This is a genomic window from Frankia sp. R43 (genome assembly GCF_001306465.1).
Taxonomy (GTDB): domain Bacteria; phylum Actinomycetota; class Actinomycetes; order Frankiales; family Frankiaceae; genus Parafrankia; species Parafrankia irregularis.
This window is the reverse complement of sequence record NZ_LFCW01000010.1, coordinates 369,037-389,742: the sequence shown is the minus strand read 5'-3', so window position 1 is coordinate 389,742 and position 20,706 is coordinate 369,037. Positions and strand designations below refer to the sequence as shown.

General features: G+C 69.8%; 19 protein-coding genes and 1 pseudogene. 4 read left to right on the top strand and 16 right to left on the bottom strand.

Translation table 11 applies throughout. The features are described from left to right. The first annotated feature begins 48 nt into the window (after positions 1-48). The gene (locus ACG83_RS35605; protein ID WP_054570622.1) at positions 49-2,010 is read left to right on the top strand and encodes an NAD(P)/FAD-dependent oxidoreductase; all 1,962 of its coding nucleotides are present in this window, start codon (positions 49-51) and stop codon (positions 2,008-2,010) included. A 50-nt stretch (positions 2,011-2,060) separates the two neighbouring features. Continuing rightward, complete coding sequence (locus ACG83_RS35600; protein WP_054570688.1) at positions 2,061-2,546, top strand: polyketide cyclase; 486 nt, start codon at positions 2,061-2,063, stop codon at positions 2,544-2,546. A gap of 107 nt (positions 2,547-2,653) precedes the next feature. On the opposite strand, the gene ACG83_RS35595 is transcribed toward ACG83_RS35600, so the two are convergent. Beyond that, positions 2,654-3,322 (bottom strand): hypothetical protein, encoded by a 669-nt coding sequence (locus ACG83_RS35595; protein WP_054570687.1) that lies wholly within the window; start codon positions 3,320-3,322, stop codon positions 2,654-2,656. Between the two features lie 232 nt (positions 3,323-3,554). Here ACG83_RS35595 and ACG83_RS35590 point away from each other — a divergent pair, with 232 nt between their 5' ends. Then, the gene (locus ACG83_RS35590) at positions 3,555-3,959 is read left to right on the top strand and encodes a YchJ family protein (RefSeq protein WP_054570621.1); all 405 of its coding nucleotides are present in this window, start codon (positions 3,555-3,557) and stop codon (positions 3,957-3,959) included. Positions 3,960-3,982: 23 nt separating this feature from the next. On the opposite strand, the gene ACG83_RS35585 is transcribed toward ACG83_RS35590, so the two are convergent. The 12 genes and pseudogenes from ACG83_RS35585 to ACG83_RS35530 all read right to left on the bottom strand — a co-directional run bounded on the left by ACG83_RS35585 (position 3,983) and on the right by ACG83_RS35530 (position 13,874). Beyond that, positions 3,983-4,477, bottom strand: a complete 495-nt coding sequence (locus ACG83_RS35585; RefSeq protein WP_200931433.1) for an SRPBCC domain-containing protein — start codon at positions 4,475-4,477, stop codon at positions 3,983-3,985. A gap of 65 nt (positions 4,478-4,542) precedes the next feature. Next, on the bottom strand, positions 4,543-4,950 hold the full coding sequence (locus tag ACG83_RS35580) for a hypothetical protein (protein WP_152991609.1): 408 nt from the start codon (positions 4,948-4,950) through the stop codon (positions 4,543-4,545). 711 nt (positions 4,951-5,661) lie between these two features. Beyond that, entirely contained in the window at positions 5,662-6,204 is a 543-nt protein-coding gene (locus ACG83_RS35575; protein WP_054570619.1) for a hypothetical protein, read from the bottom strand. 154 nt (positions 6,205-6,358) lie between these two features. Next, positions 6,359-7,245, bottom strand: a pseudogene (locus ACG83_RS48180) (virginiamycin B lyase). A gap of 593 nt (positions 7,246-7,838) precedes the next feature. Further along, a complete protein-coding gene (locus ACG83_RS35565) occupies positions 7,839-8,393 on the bottom strand; it encodes a putative toxin-antitoxin system toxin component, PIN family (RefSeq protein WP_054570618.1) in 555 nt (184 codons plus the stop codon). A gap of 3 nt (positions 8,394-8,396) precedes the next feature. Next, positions 8,397-8,855 (bottom strand): helix-turn-helix domain-containing protein, encoded by a 459-nt coding sequence (locus ACG83_RS35560; RefSeq protein ID WP_054570617.1) that lies wholly within the window; start codon positions 8,853-8,855, stop codon positions 8,397-8,399. Positions 8,856-9,111: 256 nt separating this feature from the next. After that, positions 9,112-9,549, bottom strand: a complete 438-nt coding sequence (locus tag ACG83_RS35555) for a hypothetical protein (RefSeq protein ID WP_054570616.1) — start codon at positions 9,547-9,549, stop codon at positions 9,112-9,114. A 122-nt stretch (positions 9,550-9,671) separates the two neighbouring features. Continuing rightward, on the bottom strand, positions 9,672-10,100 hold the full coding sequence (locus ACG83_RS35550) for a TadE/TadG family type IV pilus assembly protein (RefSeq protein WP_054570685.1): 429 nt from the start codon (positions 10,098-10,100) through the stop codon (positions 9,672-9,674). A gap of 77 nt (positions 10,101-10,177) precedes the next feature. Next, positions 10,178-10,381 carry a hypothetical protein gene (locus ACG83_RS35545; RefSeq protein ID WP_054570684.1) on the bottom strand — a complete coding sequence of 68 codons (204 nt, stop codon included), beginning with the start codon at positions 10,379-10,381 and terminating at the stop codon, positions 10,178-10,180. A 189-nt stretch (positions 10,382-10,570) separates the two neighbouring features. Continuing rightward, complete coding sequence (locus ACG83_RS35540; RefSeq protein WP_054570615.1) at positions 10,571-11,692, bottom strand: type II secretion system F family protein; 1,122 nt, start codon at positions 11,690-11,692, stop codon at positions 10,571-10,573. Continuing rightward, complete coding sequence (locus ACG83_RS35535) at positions 11,689-12,549, bottom strand: type II secretion system F family protein (RefSeq protein WP_054570614.1); 861 nt, start codon at positions 12,547-12,549, stop codon at positions 11,689-11,691. Before ACG83_RS35535 ends, ACG83_RS35540 begins: the two co-directional genes overlap by 4 nt. Continuing rightward, complete coding sequence (locus ACG83_RS35530; RefSeq protein ID WP_235498384.1) at positions 12,549-13,874, bottom strand: CpaF family protein; 1,326 nt, start codon at positions 13,872-13,874, stop codon at positions 12,549-12,551. Before ACG83_RS35530 ends, ACG83_RS35535 begins: the two co-directional genes overlap by 1 nt. A gap of 726 nt (positions 13,875-14,600) precedes the next feature. Between ACG83_RS35530 and ACG83_RS35525 the strand changes: the two genes are divergently transcribed. Next, on the top strand, positions 14,601-16,517 hold the full coding sequence (locus tag ACG83_RS35525; protein WP_054570612.1) for a PAS domain-containing protein: 1,917 nt from the start codon (positions 14,601-14,603) through the stop codon (positions 16,515-16,517). Between the two features lie 45 nt (positions 16,518-16,562). Here ACG83_RS35525 and ACG83_RS35520 read toward each other — a convergent pair whose 3' ends face one another. The 3 genes from ACG83_RS35520 to ACG83_RS35510 form a co-directional block, all read right to left on the bottom strand. After that, positions 16,563-18,227, bottom strand: coding sequence for a hypothetical protein (locus tag ACG83_RS35520; RefSeq protein WP_054570611.1), 1,665 nt, complete (start codon positions 18,225-18,227; stop codon positions 16,563-16,565). 521 nt (positions 18,228-18,748) lie between these two features. Next, positions 18,749-19,240, bottom strand: a complete 492-nt coding sequence (locus ACG83_RS35515) for a hypothetical protein (protein WP_054570610.1) — start codon at positions 19,238-19,240, stop codon at positions 18,749-18,751. A gap of 23 nt (positions 19,241-19,263) precedes the next feature. Continuing rightward, on the bottom strand, positions 19,264-20,643 hold the full coding sequence (locus ACG83_RS35510) for a patatin-like phospholipase family protein (RefSeq protein ID WP_054570609.1): 1,380 nt from the start codon (positions 20,641-20,643) through the stop codon (positions 19,264-19,266). Positions 20,644-20,706: the final 63 nt, after the last annotated feature.

The window sequence follows — 20,706 nt, the reverse complement described above, 5'->3', positions numbered from 1 at the left end:
CACTCCTGCGAATGTCGCCACCACGGAAAACCGGAGGTAGTGGAAGACGTGACCACGGGAAACGGGCAATCTCGGCCGGAGCTTCTCGACGCCAGCGACGAGCAGATCGACGATGCGGTGACCTATGCCGATCCTCTAGCCTTACGCGGGCTGCTGTACCAGCTCACCGGGGATGAGAGCGTCGCCGCCACGAAGATCGGCCCGGTACCCGGCTATGTGGGTGGAAATCTCTCCTTCGGGCTGACCGACCCAGCCGACGTCGACATTCTTCGGCGCCGGACCGCCCGTTTCCTGAAGGACTATCGCGACTCGGGTGCGGGTCCTCTCGGCCCCGGCCCGCGGGAGCGGCTCCCGCGCAGCCTGGCATTGGCCGGGGGTGTGGACGAGGTACCGGCCGAGGACATCGAGCTGTGGATGGAAGAGCTCGGCCTCGACCCGTGGGCCCGCGGGCTGTCCTGGGACGCGGACACCCCAGCGCCCGACCCGCAGCGCCTCCAGAACTTCTCCGTCATCATCGTCGGTGGCGGCATGGGCGGCCTGAACGTGGCGGCCCAGCTCAAACATGCCGGAATCGCCTTCACCCTGCTGGAGAAGAACTCCGGTGTCGGTGGAACCTGGTATGAGAACCGCTATCCCGGTGCCCGCGTCGACTCCCCCAGCCGGGCCTACACCCACATCCTCGGGGTAGCGGCGGAAACCCCGTCGCCGTGGTGCTCACGGGACGAGAACCAGCAGTACTTCAACTGGTTCGCCGACGAGTTCGGGGTGCGCGAGCACATCGTTTTCGACACCGAGGTCTCCACGATGACCTGGGACGAGGACACCTCGACCTGGGAGGTCGTGGCCAGGGGCCCGGATGGCGAGCGGGTGCTGCGCGCCGACGCGGTCATCAGCGCGGTCGGGCTGCTCTCCCGGCCGAGCATCCCCCACATCGACGGCATGGAGACGTTCGAGGGCCTCGCGTTCCACACCGCGCGCTGGCCGGTCGACCTGGACCCCGCAGGCAAGCGGTTCGCCGTGATCGGCACGGGTTGTTCGGGAGTGCAGCTCGTCCCCGAGCTGGCCCGGCTCGCCAGGCATGTCAGCGTCTTCCAACGGACCCCGCAGTGGCTCTTCGAGCACACCGGATACCTCTCGCCCTTCCCCGAACAGGTCGGCTGGCTGGACCGGAACCTGCCGTTGCACCCGCACTTCATGCGCTTCCGGACGACGTGGCTGCTCGGCCCGTACCAGTCCGGCCCGCTGCGCGAGATCGACCCCGACTTCGACGACGAGTTCGCGCGCAGCGAGGTCAACAAGGAGATCCGCGACGAGCGGGTCGCATTCATTCGTAAGAAGCTGGCGAGCCGGCCGGACCTGGCGGAGAAGATGATCCCGCCGCACCCTCCGTTCTCCGCGCGGCCCGTTCAGGTCGACGCCGCCTACAACCTGTACGACGCGATCATGCGCGATGACGTCACGCTCGTCACCGACCCGATCGAGCGGATCACCCCCACCGGCGTACGCACTGCGGACGGCACCGACCACGAGGTCGACGTCATCGTCTACGCGACCGGATTCCGCGCGAACGAATGCCTCTGGCCGATGGACGTGATCGGGCGGAACGGGCTGTCGGTCCACACCCTTTGGCAGAAGGACGGCCCCCGCGCCTACATCGGAACCATGCTCCCCGGTTTCCCGAACCTGTTCCTGATCTATGGGCCGAACATGAACCCGTACGGCGGGCTCGGCGTCATCAACCATCAGGAGATGGTCACCCGCTACCTCCTCGACCTCGTCAGGGAGCTGATCCTCACTGGGAAGCGCACCGTCGAGGTCACCGAGGAGGCCTACTGGCGGTACAACGACCAGCTCGACGCCCGCGAGAAGCACAAGATCTACATGGATCCGCGGGCGAACAGCTACTACCGCAACGACCATGGCCGATCGGTCACGAACTGTCCGTTCCCCGGAAACGAGATGTGGCACCGGCTGCGGAGGCCGAACCACGACGACCTGGTCATCGGTTAGTCGGATGAGACCGTGGAACAGGACAGCGGAACAAGGTGGAGGAGCGTCCGGTGAGTGACGCCAGATTCGAGGTGCGGCGGTATATCTCGGCGCCGCCCGAGAGAATTTTCGAGGTGCTCCGCGACCCGCGAGGCCATGTGTCGATCGACAGTTCCGGGATGCTCCAGTGGAGCGACGGAAAGCCGGCGACAGGCGTCGGCGACGAGTTCGTCATGCACATGGACCGCGAGTCCCTCAACGACTACCCGCTCGGAAGGTACGAGGTCACCGTCGTCATCACGCGGTTCGTCGCCGACGAGCTGATCGAGTGGACCATCCGAGGGGTGATGCTCGATCCCCCACCGCGCCACCTGTATGGATACCGTCTCGAACGAGAAGACGCCGGAACCATGGTCACCTCGTACTACGACTGGAGCGAGATCGACGAGGCGTATCGCACCAGAGGCGCCTTCCCCGTCATCCCCGAGGCCGCCCTACGCGCCACTCTCGGCATCCTCGCCCGCACGGTGGAACATCCAGGGCAGTCGGCCGGCTAGAAGCCGAGCCGATCCGGCCGGGCTGCCGCGACGCCGTCAGCCCGCCCTGGTGCGCAGGCGTGCCGATGATGGCAGCGTGTCGCCTCACCCGCGGCGAGAAGGAATCATCAGGCGGGTTCGGTCGCCTCCGCCGCGATGAGACGTCCGGCGATCTCGTCGGGCTGCCAGACGCCCCGGGCGCCGGGCAGCCCGGCCAGGTAGGCGGCGATCCGCGCCGGCGGCCAGCCGTGGGACTCGCCCAACCCGGCCGCCAGCATGTCCAGATAGGCCCCAGAAGGAGCGGTGGGAGCGACATCGGCCAGCGCCCACGGGGCGGTGAACGTCAGCAACGGCACCGGGCCCCAGTACCCGACGAGCAGCACCGTCTCGTACCGGCCGGGCCCGAGAACGGCCCGGCCGGCGCCGCGCCGACCGGCCGGCGCGGTCAGAGCGGTCAGGTCGAGGTCGCCGCCGGGTTCCCGGTGCATCTCCTGCGCCGCGACGTCGACGAACTGCTGACGGCTGAGCAGGTACGCGCGGGCCGCGGCCAACCCTGGCACCGTCGGATCGTAGAACGCCATGCCACCGCCCCAGACCTTCGATTCCAGGGCGAAGTACACCGATCCCGGCAGCAGGAGCGGTGCGGCGGCACGCGGCGGACGGCGGTCTCGGCAACCGGGGTAGGTGTGGGTCGTGCCCGGCATCACCCCACCCGCCAGGTAGTAGGCCAGTCGCGACGACCGCAGGTTCGACCCGTAGCTGACGTACCAGACCAGCGGCGTGCCCGCCCGATCCATCGTCTCCTCGGCCACCGCCACCTCGGCTTCCCTGCCCACCACTCGCCGCCGGCTGACGTCCGCGCACGTCCCGGCCCCGTTCCGTCCTGGACCGTTGGCAGTTTGTCATCCCCGCCGCACCCGCGGATCATGGCGCCCGACGGCGGGCCCCCCACCGCGATAGCGTGTCGGGCACCAGCTCAGCCCACGCTATGCGTTCCTGGGGGCCCGTCGTGATAGCGCGTCATACGGCATGAGCGTCGTGGACCGGTGCCCGTGCGGCTCCCGCCGTGAGTACGCGCAGTGCTGCGAGCCTTTCCACCTCGGGAGCCCGGCGCCGACCGCCGAAGCTCTCATGCGGTCCCGCTACAGCGCCTTCGCCCGCGGCCTCGCGCCTTACCTGCTGCGTACCTGGCATCCCTCAACCCGTCCCAGACGCCTGGCGCTGGACGCCGGTCTGACCTGGCGCGCCCTGCAGATCGTCGACACCGTGAACGGCGGCCCCGGCGACGACAGCGGTGCCGTGGAATTCCGCGCGATCGCGCGCACGGCGGACGGCGAACGCCACGTGCAGCACGAACGCAGCACGTTCACGCGGGTCGACGGCCAGTGGCTCTATGTGGATGCCGGCACGGGACCGCTGCTCCGCGACCGGTGATGCCGTCGCCGTCTCCGGCCAGCTCAGGGGCGGCCTACGGCCGATTCCAGTCCGTTGAACTGCAACCGCATGCTGCCTTCGAGATGGGCGACGTCGACCCCGCCATCACCCGTGAGAACAAGGAACACGTACTGTTCGGTGCGGGTCACACGTGTGCCGGATCCCGCCGCGGCCAGCTCCACGGTGACGAGTGATATGGAGTGGCGGCGACCGTCAACCGTGATCGCATAGGTGAACACAATGCGTTCATCGGGGACGATGTCCAGGAATTCCGAGTGATACTCGACCTGCTCCGGAACACCGGCGGGAGCGAACGTGCCGCGGGCGACCTCCCGCCCACCGACACGGAAATCCAGCTCGTGGTGGGCCGCCCCCGGCTCGCTGGGTATGCGGAACCAGCGTTGGCGCAGCACGAGGTCGGAGAAGGCCGCGAAGACGCGGCCCGGTGGCACCGCCAGATCACGGGTCAGCGTGCAGGACCCATGGATGAGGGATGAAGCAGCTGCAGCCGTCGTCACCGACCCATCATCTCAAGGGTTTTCGGAGACGATCGACCCCGAGCAGGCGAGACGGAAAACGACACTCACTGCCCGTGGAGCCGTTCCTCAGCCGGCGCGCCTTCCAACGGCGTGGCCAGCACCCGGCGGATCGCGTCCGCCGGGTTGTCCGCCTCACCGGCGATGACCACGCCCTGCTTCGGGATCAGATCCACCGGCGCGACCCCCCAGACGTACGCACCGAGATCGACCCGGACAGCCCGGCGGAACAGCGCTGTCACGTCCGGCCGGCCGGTCACATCAGAACCGCCCGCGTCGTAGTACCGGGCCACCGTGCCCGTTTCCGGCTCCACCCGCCAGCCCGGCGCCGCCGCGATCAGCGCGGCCAGCATGATGGCCGGCCGCATCGCCAGAGCGAGCGCCAGGCGCTCCGGGTCGTCCCGAGTGTCACGGGCGGCGCGAATCGCCTTGTCGACGCCGCTGATGGACGCCATGCCGAGCTCGCCGCGGACCACCTCGCGACCCCGGCGTGCGCAGGCGTCCGCGACATCCAGGGCCCGCAGATCAGCAACGGCCCGACGCCAGAGGACCGGGTCGGCCGCATCGTAGGCAGCACGGAGACTGTTCCCGGGACCCCCATCCACCACCATGAATTAACTATACACATGATGGCAACACCATTCGAAGGAAAATAGATCTCAAAATCAGACGCCTGACCGATGCTGGTCGGAAAGTCGGCCGGTTGCAGGGTGCGTTGCGGCTCGGTGCGCTCCACCAGGCCATTCATGATCGCAATGTCGTCCTGCCGGCGCGTGAGGAGGTCGCGGGCACTGCTCCGCCGGCCAGGTGAAGAAGTCAGAAGGGTGCCACTCGGAAGGTTCAACCAGCTCCGGGTACTCCTGGAAACGATTCTCCTCGGGACTCTTCTGCGCCTCGCGGAAAACCCCGGGGACTGTGGATAAGCCCGGGGACATACGATTGCGGGCTGCCGAGCCGCGGGAAGACGCGGATCGCGACAGGCCCACCTCCGGCTCCCTCGCCTCGTCGGATGAGATTGCTGACCGTTCTGCGCCCGCACTCCTGGCGATGGCCAGCGGGCTAAGGCGATGGCCAGCGGGCGACGCGCCGTCAACGCCGTCCGGCCCGCCGAGTCCGGGAACGGATTTGCGTACGCCCAGTTTCTCCCTTACCGCCCGGGGGTCGCGTCACCCCCGGGCGCCGGGCTGATTCAGCCAGACGTCGATGATCTGGGCTGCCGTGGTCGCGATCGTCTGGCCGGTGGTGTCGATGACCGTTGTGCCCGGCGGGTCACACTGGTCGATCATTTCAAGCTGCCGGATGGTTCGGGCGAGCTGCGCCTGCGCGCCAGATCCGATCTCTCGACGGTGGATCCGGCTGGCGAGCGTGGGAAGGTCGGCGGTCAGGCGGACGACGGTGACGTCCGCACCGGGCACCGCTTCTGCGATCCAGGCCGCCTCCTCGGCGAGGGCGACGAAGACGCCGGTGAGCAGAAGCCGTGTGTGGCCGAGGGCTGCGAAGGTGCTCCAGATCGCGGCGAGGTTGCGTCGGGACAGCTCACTGGCGGGCAGTCCGGGGGGCGGCCAGGGGTGGACTCGGTCAAGCTCATCAGAGTCGATCATCGCGTGTGCCACGTCGAGGGCACGCAGCCGATGGGCGACCTCGTAGGCGGTCGACGATTTACCGACGCCTGCCGCGCCGCAGATCAGCAGGATGTGGGTGGCGGACATGGACTGGATTCTCGGCGTCTCATGGAGGCGGTCGCTATTCGGTTTCCACGTCCGTGCCTGCAGCCGAGCGTGGGCGCGCTGTGGACTCGGCCGAACTCATCAGCTCACCATGACATAGCCGATCTTCCAACCGCTGTGGCCGTAATCAACGGGGTCAGTTCTCAGAAACGACCGCAGTCCGCTCCAGGCGCGCGAGTCCTCCGGTTTCGAGTGCGACGAAGACGGTCCCTTCTCCGGTGACGGTGAGACCGTGCGGTTCACTGGACGGCGTCGGCAGCTCGTATTCGTCGATCCTTCCGTCGGGAGTGATGTGACCGATCCGGCCCGCGGCCCAGGTGGTGAACCAACAGCCGCCGGTGAGCGGGTCAGCGATGATCGCGCGAGGCCGGGCCTCCCGATCGGGAAGGGGAAACTCCTCGATCCTTCCGTCGGTGCGGATCCGGCCGATCTGACCGGCGGCGATCTCCACGAACCAGATCGCACCATCGGTGTGGCGGCAGATCCCGACCGGAGCCGCGCCCGGGGTGGGCAGCGGGTGAAGCGTGATCTTCCCGGCGGGAGTGATGCGACCGATCGCGTCCGCCTGGTTGAGGGTGAACCAGACGGCCTGGTCGGTTCCAACAGTGATCGCCGCCGGCAGGGCGCCGTCACGGGGAGCGGGTACTCGGCGATCGTGCCGTCGGTGGTGATGCGTCCGATCCGGTCACTGTTCATCTCGGTGAACCACAGGGCGTCGTCCGGGCCGGTCGTGATACCGAAGGGCCCACCGTCCGGAGTAGGGACGAGGTAGGACGTGGTCGCGCCGTCGCAGGCGATCCTTCCGATCCGGTGGTCACGGTTGCGGGTGAACCACATCGCGCCATCCGGACCCTCGGTGATGATCGACGGCCCGCAGGAGGCCGGGGCGAGCTGATACGAGTCAAGATGACCACCAGGGGTCAGCCGCGCGATCCGCCCGGCGTGAACCATCGTGACCCACAGCGTCCCGTCTGGCTCGGCGCTCAGGTCGTAGGGGCCGGCGTCAGGCCCAGCTATCCGCATCTCGCGGATCAGGGCGCGTCCATGGTGGGGAATCACGGGGCTCCTCACGGAATAGGCGCGGTCACGGTCATGGCTGCCGGAGACAAGGAGTCGACCTGCCGCCAGCGCTGATCAACGCGACCGGATCATCGCAGCCCCTTGCCCCTGGCCAGCCGACGCAGGCACCGACGAGGCTCTCGCCAGACCCCCGCCCCCAGGCCGCACTCTGCCGGTTACCGGTGTTCCGAGCGCTGTACCACAGCGCCACAGGTCATCAGAACGGCACAGCCACTGGTCAGCGGCCCGAACGATCAGCCCGATAGGCATCGACGACCACGGTGAACTGGCCGTTCATTTCACGTTATCGCTGTGCTCACCTGCGAAGACCCTGATCCGGCGCGAACGAAAGTGCGCCACTTTACCGTGGTGTTGTCGATCTTCTATCGGGGTCTTCCACCGAGTGCCTGGCAGGAGCCGACTATCAACTCCGTCGTTTCAAAGGGCTCCGTCGTCGCCCCGTCCGCGAAAGGGTCGTCGCCGCAGACAGCCAGACCCTCTCTGCCCCGCCGACGCCGATCCCGCAGGCCGAACACCCGCGCACCATCGCTGGGTGGCTACAGCGCGCGAAGCGCCGCTATCGACTCCACGAGTCCGCTACGTTCAAGCTGCCGCAGGACGTCGTCGACGGACTCCGGTGGCTTCGTGCGGGAGTCAGCGATCTGCTGGATGGCCGCGACCACCGCCTGCCCTCGAATGCTCAGCTGGTCCAACACGAAGGCATCGGGCGACTGCGCTTCGACGGCCCACAGTTCCAGATCGGCAGCCGGGAAATCCTTCAGGTTCCGGGTGACGATGACCTGTGCGCCAGCCTTGATCGCGGCTGCCAGCACGTGCCGGTCATCGGGGTCGGGAAGTTTCAGCCCGTCAATCAACGGCTCGTAGCCAGACACCAGGACGTCCCGAACAGAGGCGTTCATGAGGCTGCGGAGGCGATCACACTTCTCAGCCGAGACCTCCGGTCTGTTTCGCCTGATCGCGGCGAGCATCTCGTCGAGGATCTCTTCGGTCCACTTCGCCTGGACCAGACCCGACTGCGCGATCCGGATCAGCAGATCGCGCAATGTGTTCGGGTAGAGCACGTTGGCGTCGTAGACCACCGTGAAGGCCATCGGTCAGTACAGCCCCAGTTCCTGGGTCAGCGCGGTCAGGTCGTCGGCCGCACCCCTGCGCTCCAGATCGTCGCGGCTCCGGTACTCGTGAAGGTCACGGAACCTGACCCGCCGATGGGTGCCAACCAGGCGGAACGGGATCTCTCCGGACTCCAACAGCCTGATCAGATAGGGCCGGGAGACGTTCAGGAAGTCAGCCGCCTGCTGCGTGGTCAGCTCAGCGGAGTCAGGCGTGACGTTGACGCTCTCCCCCTGTGCCAGGAGCAGGAGGATCCTGGCGAGCAGAACGGTTGCCTCCCGGGGGACAACCAGGGCGTCGTCACCCGCCAGCTCCCCCCTGATCGTGTCCTGATCAGCACCAGGGTGCGTCGTGAGGTACTCACTGATGCGCCGTGCCGCCCGCCGGGCAAGCTCCGCACCGGAGTCGCTCCGCGCTGCCGCATCGTCAACCAGGCCAGGCATCGCACCACCCCACCAACATCCATGCCTCTCGTCCGCTGATCCTCAGCGACCCCAACCGCATCATCCGCAACAAACGCAATATCCGCAAGCCCTGTGCGCAGACACGCACGCGGCTCCTGCAGCCCCTGGCCAGCCGACGCAGGCACCGACGAGGCTCTCGCCAGACCTCCGCACCCAGGCCGCACTCCTGCCAGTTACCGGTGTTCCGAGCGCTGTACCACAGCGCCACAGGTCATCAGAACGGCACAGCCGCTGGTCAGAGGCCCGAACGATCAGCCCGATAGGCATCGACGACCACGGTGAACTGGCCGTTGACGGTAACGTCGGCGAGGCCGCCGGCGATGGCTCCAACGCCGGGCAGGGGGACGAGGGCGCGCACGCAGATGACGAAGCGGGCGCCCGGTTCCAGGGTGGCGGCGCCGTCGCCCGGGTTGCCCGCGCCGCAGTCGGCTCCCTGCGGGGCGAACCTGATCTCCGGCGCGGCGTGGATGCCCTGGTCGGTGAAGGCGAGCTGGGCCGCGAGTCGGGCGCGTTCGAGGCCGGCCGTCTCGTTGGGGGCGGTGGCATAGGCGCGGCCTGCCTCGCGGGCAGCCTGAGTCACCCCGAACGCGGCGCGTTGGACGGCGAAGACGGCCAGGAACAGGTAGACGAAGGGAATCAGCAGCACCAGGGACAGCCCGACGAACTCGATCATCGCCGACCCGCGGTCTGCCTCGGCCGGTCGCCGCCGCGACAGGCGCCACCGCGACGGGTGCGGACGTCCGCCGGCACGGCGGCTGCGGACTCGTCCAGAGCGCCGGCTGCGGATCGAGGGCCTCAAGGGGTCTCCTTCAGCGCGTGGCCGGTCACGGTCACGGTGACGCCGTCACCGAGCGGGACGAGGCTCAGCGGTACGACCACGGTGCAGGTGACCCGGACGAGCGGGATGTCACCCGGCCCGTCCTCCTCCTGGCCGGTGCAGACGGCGTCGGAGCGGCCGGGCAGCGACTCGGCGATGAGTCGCTGCGCGTAGCTGCCGCCCTCGATCGCCGGCACGTCGAGGTTCGCGGCGTGCCGGGCGCCTTCCGCCGCGTCCGCCGCGAGGGTGTTGCGCACGTGCAGGACGAGCCCGACCTGGATGACGCCCAGGATGAGGATCAGCAGCAGTGTCCCGACCAGGACGAACTCGACGATCGCCGAACCGCCGTCCGCAGGCCTGGTCTCGCCGGCAGGGCCGGCAGGGGCAGTGGGGCCGGCGGTATGGATGTCATCCGGCTGCGGGCCCCTGGCGCCAGGCAGGAACCTCCGGATTCGCCCGGGCACGGCCGTGCGAGGGCGGTCGATCAGTTCCCGCCGATGCCGGTCACCTGTTCGATAGCCGAGGTGAAGAGGGTCTGCAGTGCCGGCGTCGCCAGGGTGGCGATGGCGACGACCAGCGCGGCCGTCATCACCGTGACCATCACCCAGCCGGGCACGTCGCCGCGGTCGGCTCCGGCCGCCACCAGCCGGGCGCGCCGCGACTCCCAGCGAGCCGCCGCTCGTGACACGGCGGCACCGACTCGCTGGCCCGCCGTACGACCAGCGGAGCGGCAGGCCGTGTCGCCGTCCACGTTGCCGACTGTGCGGTCGGCTTCGTCGCTGGTGTTGCCTCTGATCCTTCTCATGTCCCCTCCCAGGATCCGATCAATCGGTGCCATCGGTTCGGCACCGCCCGGTGCCGGATGGCACCGGAAGCGTCACTGCGCGATCACCGTGAAGCTGACGAGCGCCGGGTAGAACGCGAAGATCACCGTCGTCGGGAGAATCAGGAAGACGACCGGAATCATCATCGCGATCTCCTTGCGCCCGCCGGCTTCCAGCAGCTGACGCTTGCCGGCCTCACGGACGTCCACGGCCTGTGCCCGCAGGACGTCCGCCAGCGGTGTGCCGCGCTCGATCGCCACCGCCATGCCGTCGACGAACCTGGTGAGCGGCGGCAGCGAGGTGCGGGCGGCGATGCCTTCGAGGGCCTGGACGAGGGTGGCGCCGGCGCGGGCGTCGGCCAGCGCGAGCCGCAGCTCGGTGCCGAGCTCGCCGCGGGTGAGGCGGCTGACCCGTTCCAGCGCGCCGATCGCGGACTCCCCCGCCGTGACGGCGAGCGCCAGCAGCTCGGCGACGGTGGGGAACTCCATGAGCATCCGGTCCTCGCGCTCGCGGATCGCGCGGGTGAGCCACCAGTCCCGGGCCAGGATGCCGCCGGCCGTTCCGGCGACGACGAGCGCGACGCCGACGAGCGCCGGCGGGCCGATGCCGAGCAGGGCGCGCAGCGCCAGCACGGACGCCCCGAGCAGCGCACCGACCACCGCGGTGATCACCTGCTGGACCCGGAACTCCTCGATGGTGGTCCGGCCACCGGCCTGGACGAGCCGGCGGGTGAGCGCGGTCCGGCCGCCGAGGAAGCGGTCAAGGCGCCCGGCGGCGTCCGCGATGAACGGGCGTAGCAGCGCCTCCACCGTGCCCAGCCCGACCAGGATCCGTGTCTCGGCACCGGCCGCGCGCCGGCCGTGCGCCCCGCGCCGGGAACCCGCGGCGAACCGCGTGCCTGACCCGGCTGACGCCGACCCCGACCCCGGCCCCGACCCCGGCCCCGAGGCGGTGGCGGAGGAGGTCGAGGTGGAGTCGGTGGCCCGGCGGCCGGCGGCCGCACCTGGCTCGGGTGCGTCCGAGAGCAGCCTGGACGGGGACGGTGTGTCCCGCAGGTAGGGATCCATCCGGTCGGCGAGGCGCACCTTGCGGGCTGGCGGCGATCGGAAGATCACGATGACCAGGCCGACGCCGAAGAGGAGCCCCACCAACGCGCCTGTCGCCGCAGTGCTCATGGCCGCAGCACCCGCTCCTCCTCGGGCAGCCGCCCGATCCGCTTCATGATCAGGTAGGCCAGGACGGACACGCCGGCGCCACCGGCGAGCACGGCCACCCCGGTCGGGCTGTCATAGGCCCGCACGTTCTCGCCGCGGCTGGCGAGCAGCAGCAGGACGATCCAGGGGGCCGCCATCGCGAGCCGGGCGGCGTTGACCGTCCAGGTCTGGCGGGTCTCCAGCTCGGCGCGGGTGCGGGCGTCCTCGCGCAGGAAGGTCGACAGGGTGCGCAGCAGGCGGCCCAGGTCGGTGCCGCCGACCTCACGGGCCATCCGCAGCGACTCGATGATGCGGTCCGCGACGGGGTCGGCCAGCTCGTCGGCGAGCCGGTCGAGGCAGGTCGAGAAGGAACCGGTCGCCCGGTAGTCCTCGCCGAAGCGGGTGAAGGCGGGGCGCAGCGCCACCGGGCCGCGCACGCCCACCGCCGCGAGCGCCTCGGGCAGCGACAGCCCGGCCCGCACGGCGCTGGCGAGGTTGTCGACGACGTCCGGCCACACCTCGCGCAGGTCGTGCATGCGGCCCCGGCGGCGGCGCAGCACGAGCTGGCGGGGCAGCAGCGAGGCGAACACGCCGAACGCGCCGGCGAGGGAGAACGTCCCGGAGAAGGCCAGTACGACCAGGCCGACGACCAGCCCCAGCGCGGCGCTGATCAGGACGAACTGCTGGGGGCTCACGCCGCGGATGCCCGCCTGGACGAGCGTCTCGCGCAGGTTGCGGGCCCAGGTGGGCTCGGCTCGTTGCGCCCTCGCGCGGGGGCGCCCGCTCATCACGATCAGGAACAGGCCGAGGCCGAAGAGCAGGCCGATGAACATGCCCATCAGCGCTCGACCGCGATCTGCGGGTGGTGCGGGTAGGGATTCTGCTGGTACGGGTGCTGCTGGTTCTGGTGTGGATGCGGGTGCGGGTAGCCGCGCTCGTGGCCGGGTGCGGCGAGCAGCGCGGCCAGGTCGTAGCCGGCACGCAGGAACCGCTCGGGGTGGGGCGGGTAGCCGTCGGCCCGCAGCAGCATCGAGCCGTGGGTCTGGAAGATCTGGGCGACCTCGACGATGTCGCCCTCGGCCCGGCCCGGCAGCGCGACGATCTCGCTGACCCGGCGACGTCCGTCCGCCTCCTTGGCCAGGTGGACGACGATGTCGACGCTGGAGGCGACGGTGGGCACGACGAAGGCGTGCGTGACGTTCTCCCCGGCCAGCAGCGGGAGGGTACACAGCTTGGTCACGGCCTCGCGCGCCGAGTTGGCGTGCAGGCTGCACATGCCGGGCAGCCCGGAGTTGAGCGCGATGAGCAGGTCGAGGGCCTCTTCCTGGCGCACCTCGCCGACGAGGATCCGGTCGGGGCGCATCCGCAGCGCCTCCTTGATGAGCCGCCGCAGTCGGATCTCACCGGTGCCCTCCAGGTTCGCCTGCCGGGTCTGCATGGCGACCCAGTCGGGCGCGCGCAGTCGCAGCTCGAAGACCTCCTCGACGCTGATCACCCGCTCGCGGGCGGGGATCGCGGAGCCCAGGCAGTTGAGCAGCGTCGTCTTCCCGGCCTGGGTGCCGCCGGCGACGATGACGTTCAGCCCGGAGATCACCGCCGCTTCCAGAAACAGCGCCGCGTGCGGCGTGATCGTCCCGAGCGCGACAAGCTCGTCCAGGCTGGACGCGGACAGGACGAACTTGCGGATGTTGACGGACCAGTGCACCCGGGTGACGTCCGGAATGACCACATGCAGGCGGGATCCGTCGGGAAGCATCGCGTCGACAAACGGGGTGGACAGGTCAACCCGGCGCCCGGATGACTTCAACATGCGTTCCACCAGGTCCTGGACCTGGTCATGGGTGAGAATCACGGTGGTCAGCTCGCTGCGGCCGTGCCGGGCGACAAACACCCGGCCGGGCTCGTTGATCCAGATCTCCTCCACCGTCGAGTCGTCGAGGTACCGCTGCAGCGGGCCGAAACCGGCGACGGCGTCATAGACCGAACGGGCGGTGGCATCCCGGTCCACCACCGGAGGAAGGTCACTGGTGAGAGCACGCTCTTCGTAGTCGGCGACCACGTCGTCGACGAGCTGGCGAATGTGCGCGGGTTCCCGGACCGGGTCGAGTGATCGACGACGTATCAGTTCACGGACCTCTCCTTCCACGTGAGAGGTCGCATCCATCCAGTTCCCGCGTACCGCCGCCACGGAGAATCGCCGCTCCTCACCGCCATCGACGCAACCTGCCGCACACACTTCGAAAGACCTGCCACGAAGCGTAGAAAGTCGGTCACTCCCTATCAACCCTTCCAAGCAGGTACTCAAGCAACAACGTTCGCACAACCTCTGGCACCCCTTGGCGCCGGGTCGGACCACCAGCGGCCACCCACCGCGCGCGATCCGACCAGATCCCACCTCAGCGATTACTTTCCGTAACCATCATCCCGGCCCGGCAACGATCTCCGTGAGCACTTTTGCCCGAGTTGTGGTGACGCACCCGCGCGGTCGGACGGGTTTGCCATCCACCCCGGCAACGGGTCGACAGATCGGCATCGAAACGCCGACCGTATACGCCGGGATCAAGGTGCTGGAGCGGTAATCTGCCGGCGGCCAGAAAGCCAGCACACACCCACACACCGGAGTACCGGAACTCGCCACTCCACCGAACTGGAACGCCGCGCCACCGCACTCAAAACCGACAACGCACGGTCCGCGCCGCCCGGCGGTACTTCCCCCACACCGCCCCGCACGTCGCCGACCGCCGCCGAAGCCTGCCTCGGGGGTCATTCACGTGCCCGGTCAGCCATTGACCCGTACCGCCGAACGCCCATCGGGCACGGCTGCCCCAGCGTCGTCGCGGAATGCGGCGGCGTTCAGAGCACGCCGACCGACACTCACCCGGGGACAGTGATGAACACCCACCACGGTGCCGAGCCGTCCGATGTGTTCGCAACCGCATGGGATGTATTCCGACGAATTGTCGACAACTGTCCGGTCGGTGTGTTCACCGCCGACGTCTCAGGTCGGCATGTTTTCGTGAACCGACACTGGTCCGTACTGACCGGAGTCCCTCGCGACAAGGCGGTCGGGCGCGGCTGGGAACGCGCCGTACATCCCGAGGATGTACGCACCGTGACCAGACAGTGGCACCTCTTGGTAACCGAGGGTGACGAGCTCTCGATCCCGGTCCGGCTGCTTCAGCCGGACGGGACGGCACGGCCGGCGATCCTGCGCGCGGCCGCGGTCGTGGGCGAGAACGGACATCGCCGTTTTGCCGGCACGCTGACCGCGGTACCGGACCGTGGCGAGGCGGATGCCGAGCTACCGGACCCGAACCCAGGGGCAAGGCCCGGCCAGAGGCTCGGGTTCGACCTCGACCTGGGCGACCTCGAGCTCGGCGATCTGGAACTGGGCGATCTGGAACTGGGCAGCCTCGACCCTTCGCGGTGGGCCGCCGAGCTGCTGGGTCCAGACGCTGCCGAGCCCGCAGTCGACCAGCCTGCGGGCGACCGTGGCAGCACGCAGATCGAGTGGCCCGGCGAGACCACGGCCAATGATCGAGCGGTCGCCGGGTCCGAACCCACGAACGATGACCGCGCTGCCGACGACGGCGGACCAGATGACCTGCCGTTGGACACCGTCGAGCTGCTCCGAGAGGAACTCGACCGGTTCGATCTGGCCACCGACGACCTTTGGCTCCTCCCCGGCGACGATGAGGAGCCGGCGGGTCCGGGCTGGACGGTTCCGCCTCCTCGGCGGCCCTCCGCGGGTGAGGTCGATCCGCCGGCCGTCGAGCCCGCGGAGCACCCAGGCCGGCCGTTCAGCGAGCGGCCACTCCCCGAGCGGTCCTTCACCGAGACGCCGTTCGACGACGCCGGACCTGGGGAGATTCCGTTCAACGACATCCCGTTCGGCGAGATCCCGTTCGGCAAGGCCACGTTCGGTGAGATCCCGTTCGGTGAGACTCACGTCGAGCAGGCTTCCCTCGGTGATCAGCCCGGGACTGAGCCGCTTACCGGCCCGACCCGGGCGCGTGCCACGGGACGGGCCGCACCGGGACCGGAATCGGCCGGCGACGGCAACGGGAACTTTTCTGCCGGTACGGGCGGTCTTCGTCCACCGGCGCCTGGGCCCGGTGCGAGGCCGCTGCGCGGCGGCGCGCTCCCCCCGGGCGCGGAATGGCGGGCGGCGGTCACCCCACACGGCGATCTGGGAAGTGCCCATCACCGCACCAGCCGCTCCGGGCCGGCGGGCGGTTCGCACCCGCTGGCCTCAGGGCCGACCGGCTCCTTCGGGCCGCGCCGTGGGTCGTCACTGTCCTTCGGTGGCCCGACGGCTCCGGGACCGGCGAGCGGCTCCGGGCACGACAGCTGCGACTGCGCGTTCGCCGAGATACGTCGTCTCTCGGATGCGTGCCATGAACGCGAACGTTGGCTGACCGCGCTGATGGCTGAGCTGCCGTCAGCGGTGCTGGTCGCCGATGCGGACGCCCGGGTCGTCGCTGTGAACCAGACCTACTGCGATCTGTTCGATCTCGCGGAGTCTCCGGTCGATCTGGTGGGCACGGACTGTCGCGCGCAGCTCCGCCCGCTGCCCGGCCTGGTCGAGGACCCGGCGGGCTTCGCGAGCCGGCTGGACACCCTGCTGCGGCGCCGACGGACCATGCGGCGCGAGACTGTGATGTTCGCGGACGGAAGGGTCTTCGAACGCAGTCACATTCCGCTCGCGGGACCCAACGGATACCACGGCCACGTGTGGATCTACGCCGACGTGACCGATCGACGCATCGTCGAGGCGGAGATCGAGGGCCTCATCTCCGGTCTTTGACGGCTCCGACCTTCGACAGGTCTGCGGCTCGCGACGGCGGCACCGTCAGGCGAGACCGCTGTGGTGCCGAGCCTGAAGATCACGGGCCTGGCCGACCCAGTCGTCGGAGATGATCCGGCCACCGAAACCATCCAGCATCTTCGCAAGCCGGTCGACTTCGGTGTCGCCCATTTCTGCGAGCTGGCGGAAGGTGGTGATCCCCAGCACCCGCAGCCGGGACTCGACCACCGGCCCGACTCCGACGATCTCCTTCAGATTGTCGGATGACGGGACGGGTTCGGCGGGCCCGCCCCAGGACGGCACGACGGCCACGGACACCGGCATCCCGTCAGCAGAACCTGATCTGTCGGCATCCATGCTCGCTCGATCATGGTGCTCGTTCATCGAAGCGGACGTGGCTGCCCCGACAAGCGCCGCACCGATCAGTTCCAGATCCTCCTCACGGGAGCCTGCGATGGCGCACAGCAGCGGGCCGGCGTCGAAGGCCCCGGCGGTCGACGGCACGTCGTCCGCCGGCACGTCGGCCGACGGCGCTCCCTCTGTGGACAACACGTCATCGAACGGCAGGTCGTGGGACTGCTCGCCCTGGGGCCACCCGCCCGAGGATGAGTTCTGCTGCTCGTGGCCTTCGTCGCCCTCGATCGGACCAGCCGCCAGCACCGGCTGGGCGGGACCCGCCGACCCGGAGCTGGGCTGCGGATCGACGGCGAGGGGAAGCTCTTCCTGATATCCGGCGAACTCGTCGGCCGGCGGCAGCGCCATCGATACCCGCACCTCCTCCGCCTCCGCGATGCGAGCAAGCAGCTTGATTCGTTCAGCCGCCCATTCCGCCTGGTGGCGGTCCAGGCGTGTGCTCATCGTGGCCACCTTCCGCTGAGCGTCCTCCGCCTCGGTGCGGACCATGGCAAGCCGCGAGGAGAACTTGGCCGCACGCGCCTCGGCCTCCTGGAGCTGCTCACGCAGCTCGGCCGTCTCGCGGGCCAGATCCGCAACGGATTCGAACCCGGACCCGGCTTCGACCGGATCAGCCGAAGGCGCAGGAATGCCAGGAACCGTCAGAACTGCCGGTGACACCGGCTGAACGACCGTCTGCGCACTCGCGGCGTCGACGTCGACGGGTGCCGCCCGCAGGGCTGACTCGATCTCGCCGATGCGGGCCCGCGCATCGGCGACCTGCTGCTCGGCGACCGCAACCCGCCGCTCGGATTCGACGGCCTGACGCTCGGCCGCGCCCAACCGGGTGACCAGCTCCGCCTTCTCCGCTGACCACCTCTCCTCCTGCTCCCGCAGGCGGCCGAGAAGCGCCTCGATGTCTCCGGCGGCGCCCCTGGGCTCCGCTGCCCGGGCCGCCGCCTCGGTCTCGTGGGGCACGCCCGTGTCGCGTTCCGGGACCACGCCAGACGTCACAGACACGCCAGACGTAGCCGGCCGGGCAGCGTTCGGACTGCTCGGCCGCGCCGACTGCTCGTGATCCTGGGAGTCGGCGGCGCCCTCTGCCGCGGCCACGCGCTCGCCCACGGCCAGCGGATGCTTCGCCGCCGTCGTGCCCTGGGCGGAGACCGAGCCCGCCTCCGGACCGCCGGTGGCCGACACCACCGCGAGGCGCGCCTGCCGCCGCAGCGGCGCGACGAGGAAGAGCCAGGCCAGACCCGCGCCGATCAGCATCGCCACGAGGACGAAGACCAGAATCTGCCCGGCGAGATAGAGCACGGTTCACCAGCCTCCTACGTCACGCCACAGATATACCGAGGCCAAGGAACACGATGGAGAACCGACGACAACCCCCGCGAAGCCGTGGAGCACGCCACGAGCCAGCCGCAGCCGGACCCGTCGGCACACCCACACAAGGTGAGCCATGAGGGAGCAACCAGTTCCGCAACAACACTATTCGGAGCATCGACCGATGCCCGCCGCGGGGCGTCAAAAGCAACGTCGAGACGACACGACCGTTACATCACGCGGCACGGAAGATCACTTGGCGACGCCGAGGAGCTACACCCGCCGGACATGGTCAGGCAAAAAGACAATCAATCAGCAATTGACGACAACGACCACTGTCGGATCAGCTGCCAGCGTGTCGGCGCTGACAGGACAGGGGAAACACGACGGATCACACCGCCACAGCTCACCGGAAGTGCGACCGGGCGGCACCGGCCCATGCGAGCGAGGCGGCGCTACCCGCCGCCAGGGCTGGCGTGCCTGCCACCGCGCACCGGCGTGACTGCCACCGCTCAGAGGAGGTCGGCGAGCTCCTGGGTGGCGAACCACAGGAGCTCGAAGCCCTCGGCGCCGTCGACGACGAAGGCGGCGTCGTCGCTGCCGAGATCAGCCTCGAGCACCGCATCGACAGCCGCCCGCACGGCGGCCTGCGCCTCGCTGTCCGCCGGATCGTCCGTGTGGACGGCGCGGACGGAGGCCAGCGGGACGGGCCCGAGCACCTCCACCGCGCCCCGCTCCAGGTCGTCGCGGACCCGGACGCCCTTTTCCTCCACATCGGCGGCGAACACGAACCGCCGCGGCGGGGCGTCAGGGTCGGCGTCCAGCAGGCGCAGGCATGCCCGCGCCGCGTTCTGCAGCGCCGCGAACTCCATCTCCTCGGTGTCGGACTGGCTGTACCACTCCCGCAGCGCCGGAGTGACCGCGAACGCGGTGCCGGCCGGCACCGTCCGATCCCGCAGCACCGCTCGGGCGGCCGTGAGCGTGGAGGGAAGGTAGACGCGCATGGGGTCAGTGTGGCAACCCCGCGTCAGCCGACCAGACCGAGGTCCGCGTTCTGGTCCTCCACACCGCCGCCAGCCGCACCGCCGGTCGTGGCCCGGGCACCCCGGCCCGGCTGGTCCAGTGACTTCTCCGACCTCCGTGGGCCGGTGGCACCGGCACCACGGCCGGTACCACCCGCTGCGTGTGGTCCGGTCGCACCCGCACCACGCGGACCGGTCGCACCCGTACCGCGTGAGCTGGCAGCGCCCGTGCCGCGCGGACTGGTAGCGCCCGTACGGCGCGGGCCGGTGGCACCCGCGCTCGCGGCGGCACCGGCCGCGGCGGCGGCACCGGCCGCGGCGGCGGCCCGCGCCGGACGTACCGGCACCTGCTGCAGCGCACGCAGGGCCTGCGTCGACGTACGCAGCGACGTCTCGAACACCTCCGCGCGCCGGGTCAGGTCCATCATGTTGCCGCCGATGACCTCAAGATCCTCCGGCCCCGGGCAGAGCACCGTCACCCGGATGCCCGCGGCCTGGACGAGTTCGATCTCGCGGGCCAGCCGGCGGGTCGCGGCCCGGCGCATCTGCCGCTCGACGAGCGCGACGGCACCGCGCGGGCGGTCACATTCGAACGAGCAGGCGGGCGCGAGCACCGTCACCTCGTCCAGGTCGGAGTCCGCGAGGAGGTCGAGGGAAGCAGGCGAGCGGGTCCCACCGTCGACGAACCGGCGGCCGGCGATTCTGATCGGCGCGTACCAGCCGGGAATCGCGCAGGACGCCATCACCGCCTCCGGAAGCGGGGCCGGGGGAGCGCTCTCGGAGCCGAACAGCACCCGGCCGCCGGTGTCGAAGTCCATCGCCACGACGCGCAGCCCTGGGCTGCGCGGCCAGCCGTTCGGCCTGAGTGCCGTCGGCGTCCGTCCGCGCCGGGCACCGGGCGGGACGGATGCCGAACGCTTCGCCGAGAGCGGATCGAGCGGCTCGTCGAGGCGCGCCACCGCCGCGGAGACCAGGTCGCCGATCGCCGCGATCTGCCCGCGCCCCTGCGGGAGCAGGGCCGCCAGCGCCACCATCGGCGACGCCTGGCGGGGATGAAGCGCAGTCGCGGTCAGCAGCCGCGGCGACCCCATCCGCATCCGCGGCCGGGGCGGCAGGGAGGCGCCGAGGTCCCGGTAGTCCAGCACCGGATAGCCCGGCTCGAAGATCCCCCGCTCCGAGTTCACCATCACGTCCGCGCCAACTCCGAGACCGAGCAGCGCGGCGATGACCGATCCCGCCGACGTTCCGACAACGACATCATGGTCTCGGACGTCGATGCCCTGTTCCGTCTCGATCGCGCGCAGCGCGCCGATCATCCAGGCGGATCCGAGCACACCGCCCGCACCGAGAACGAGTCCCCTGTGCGAAGCCCGCTTCCTCGGCATTGCGTCACCTCCCGGCGCGGTGCGTTCGGCCACCACACAGGTCCGGGTGTGCATGTGACACCG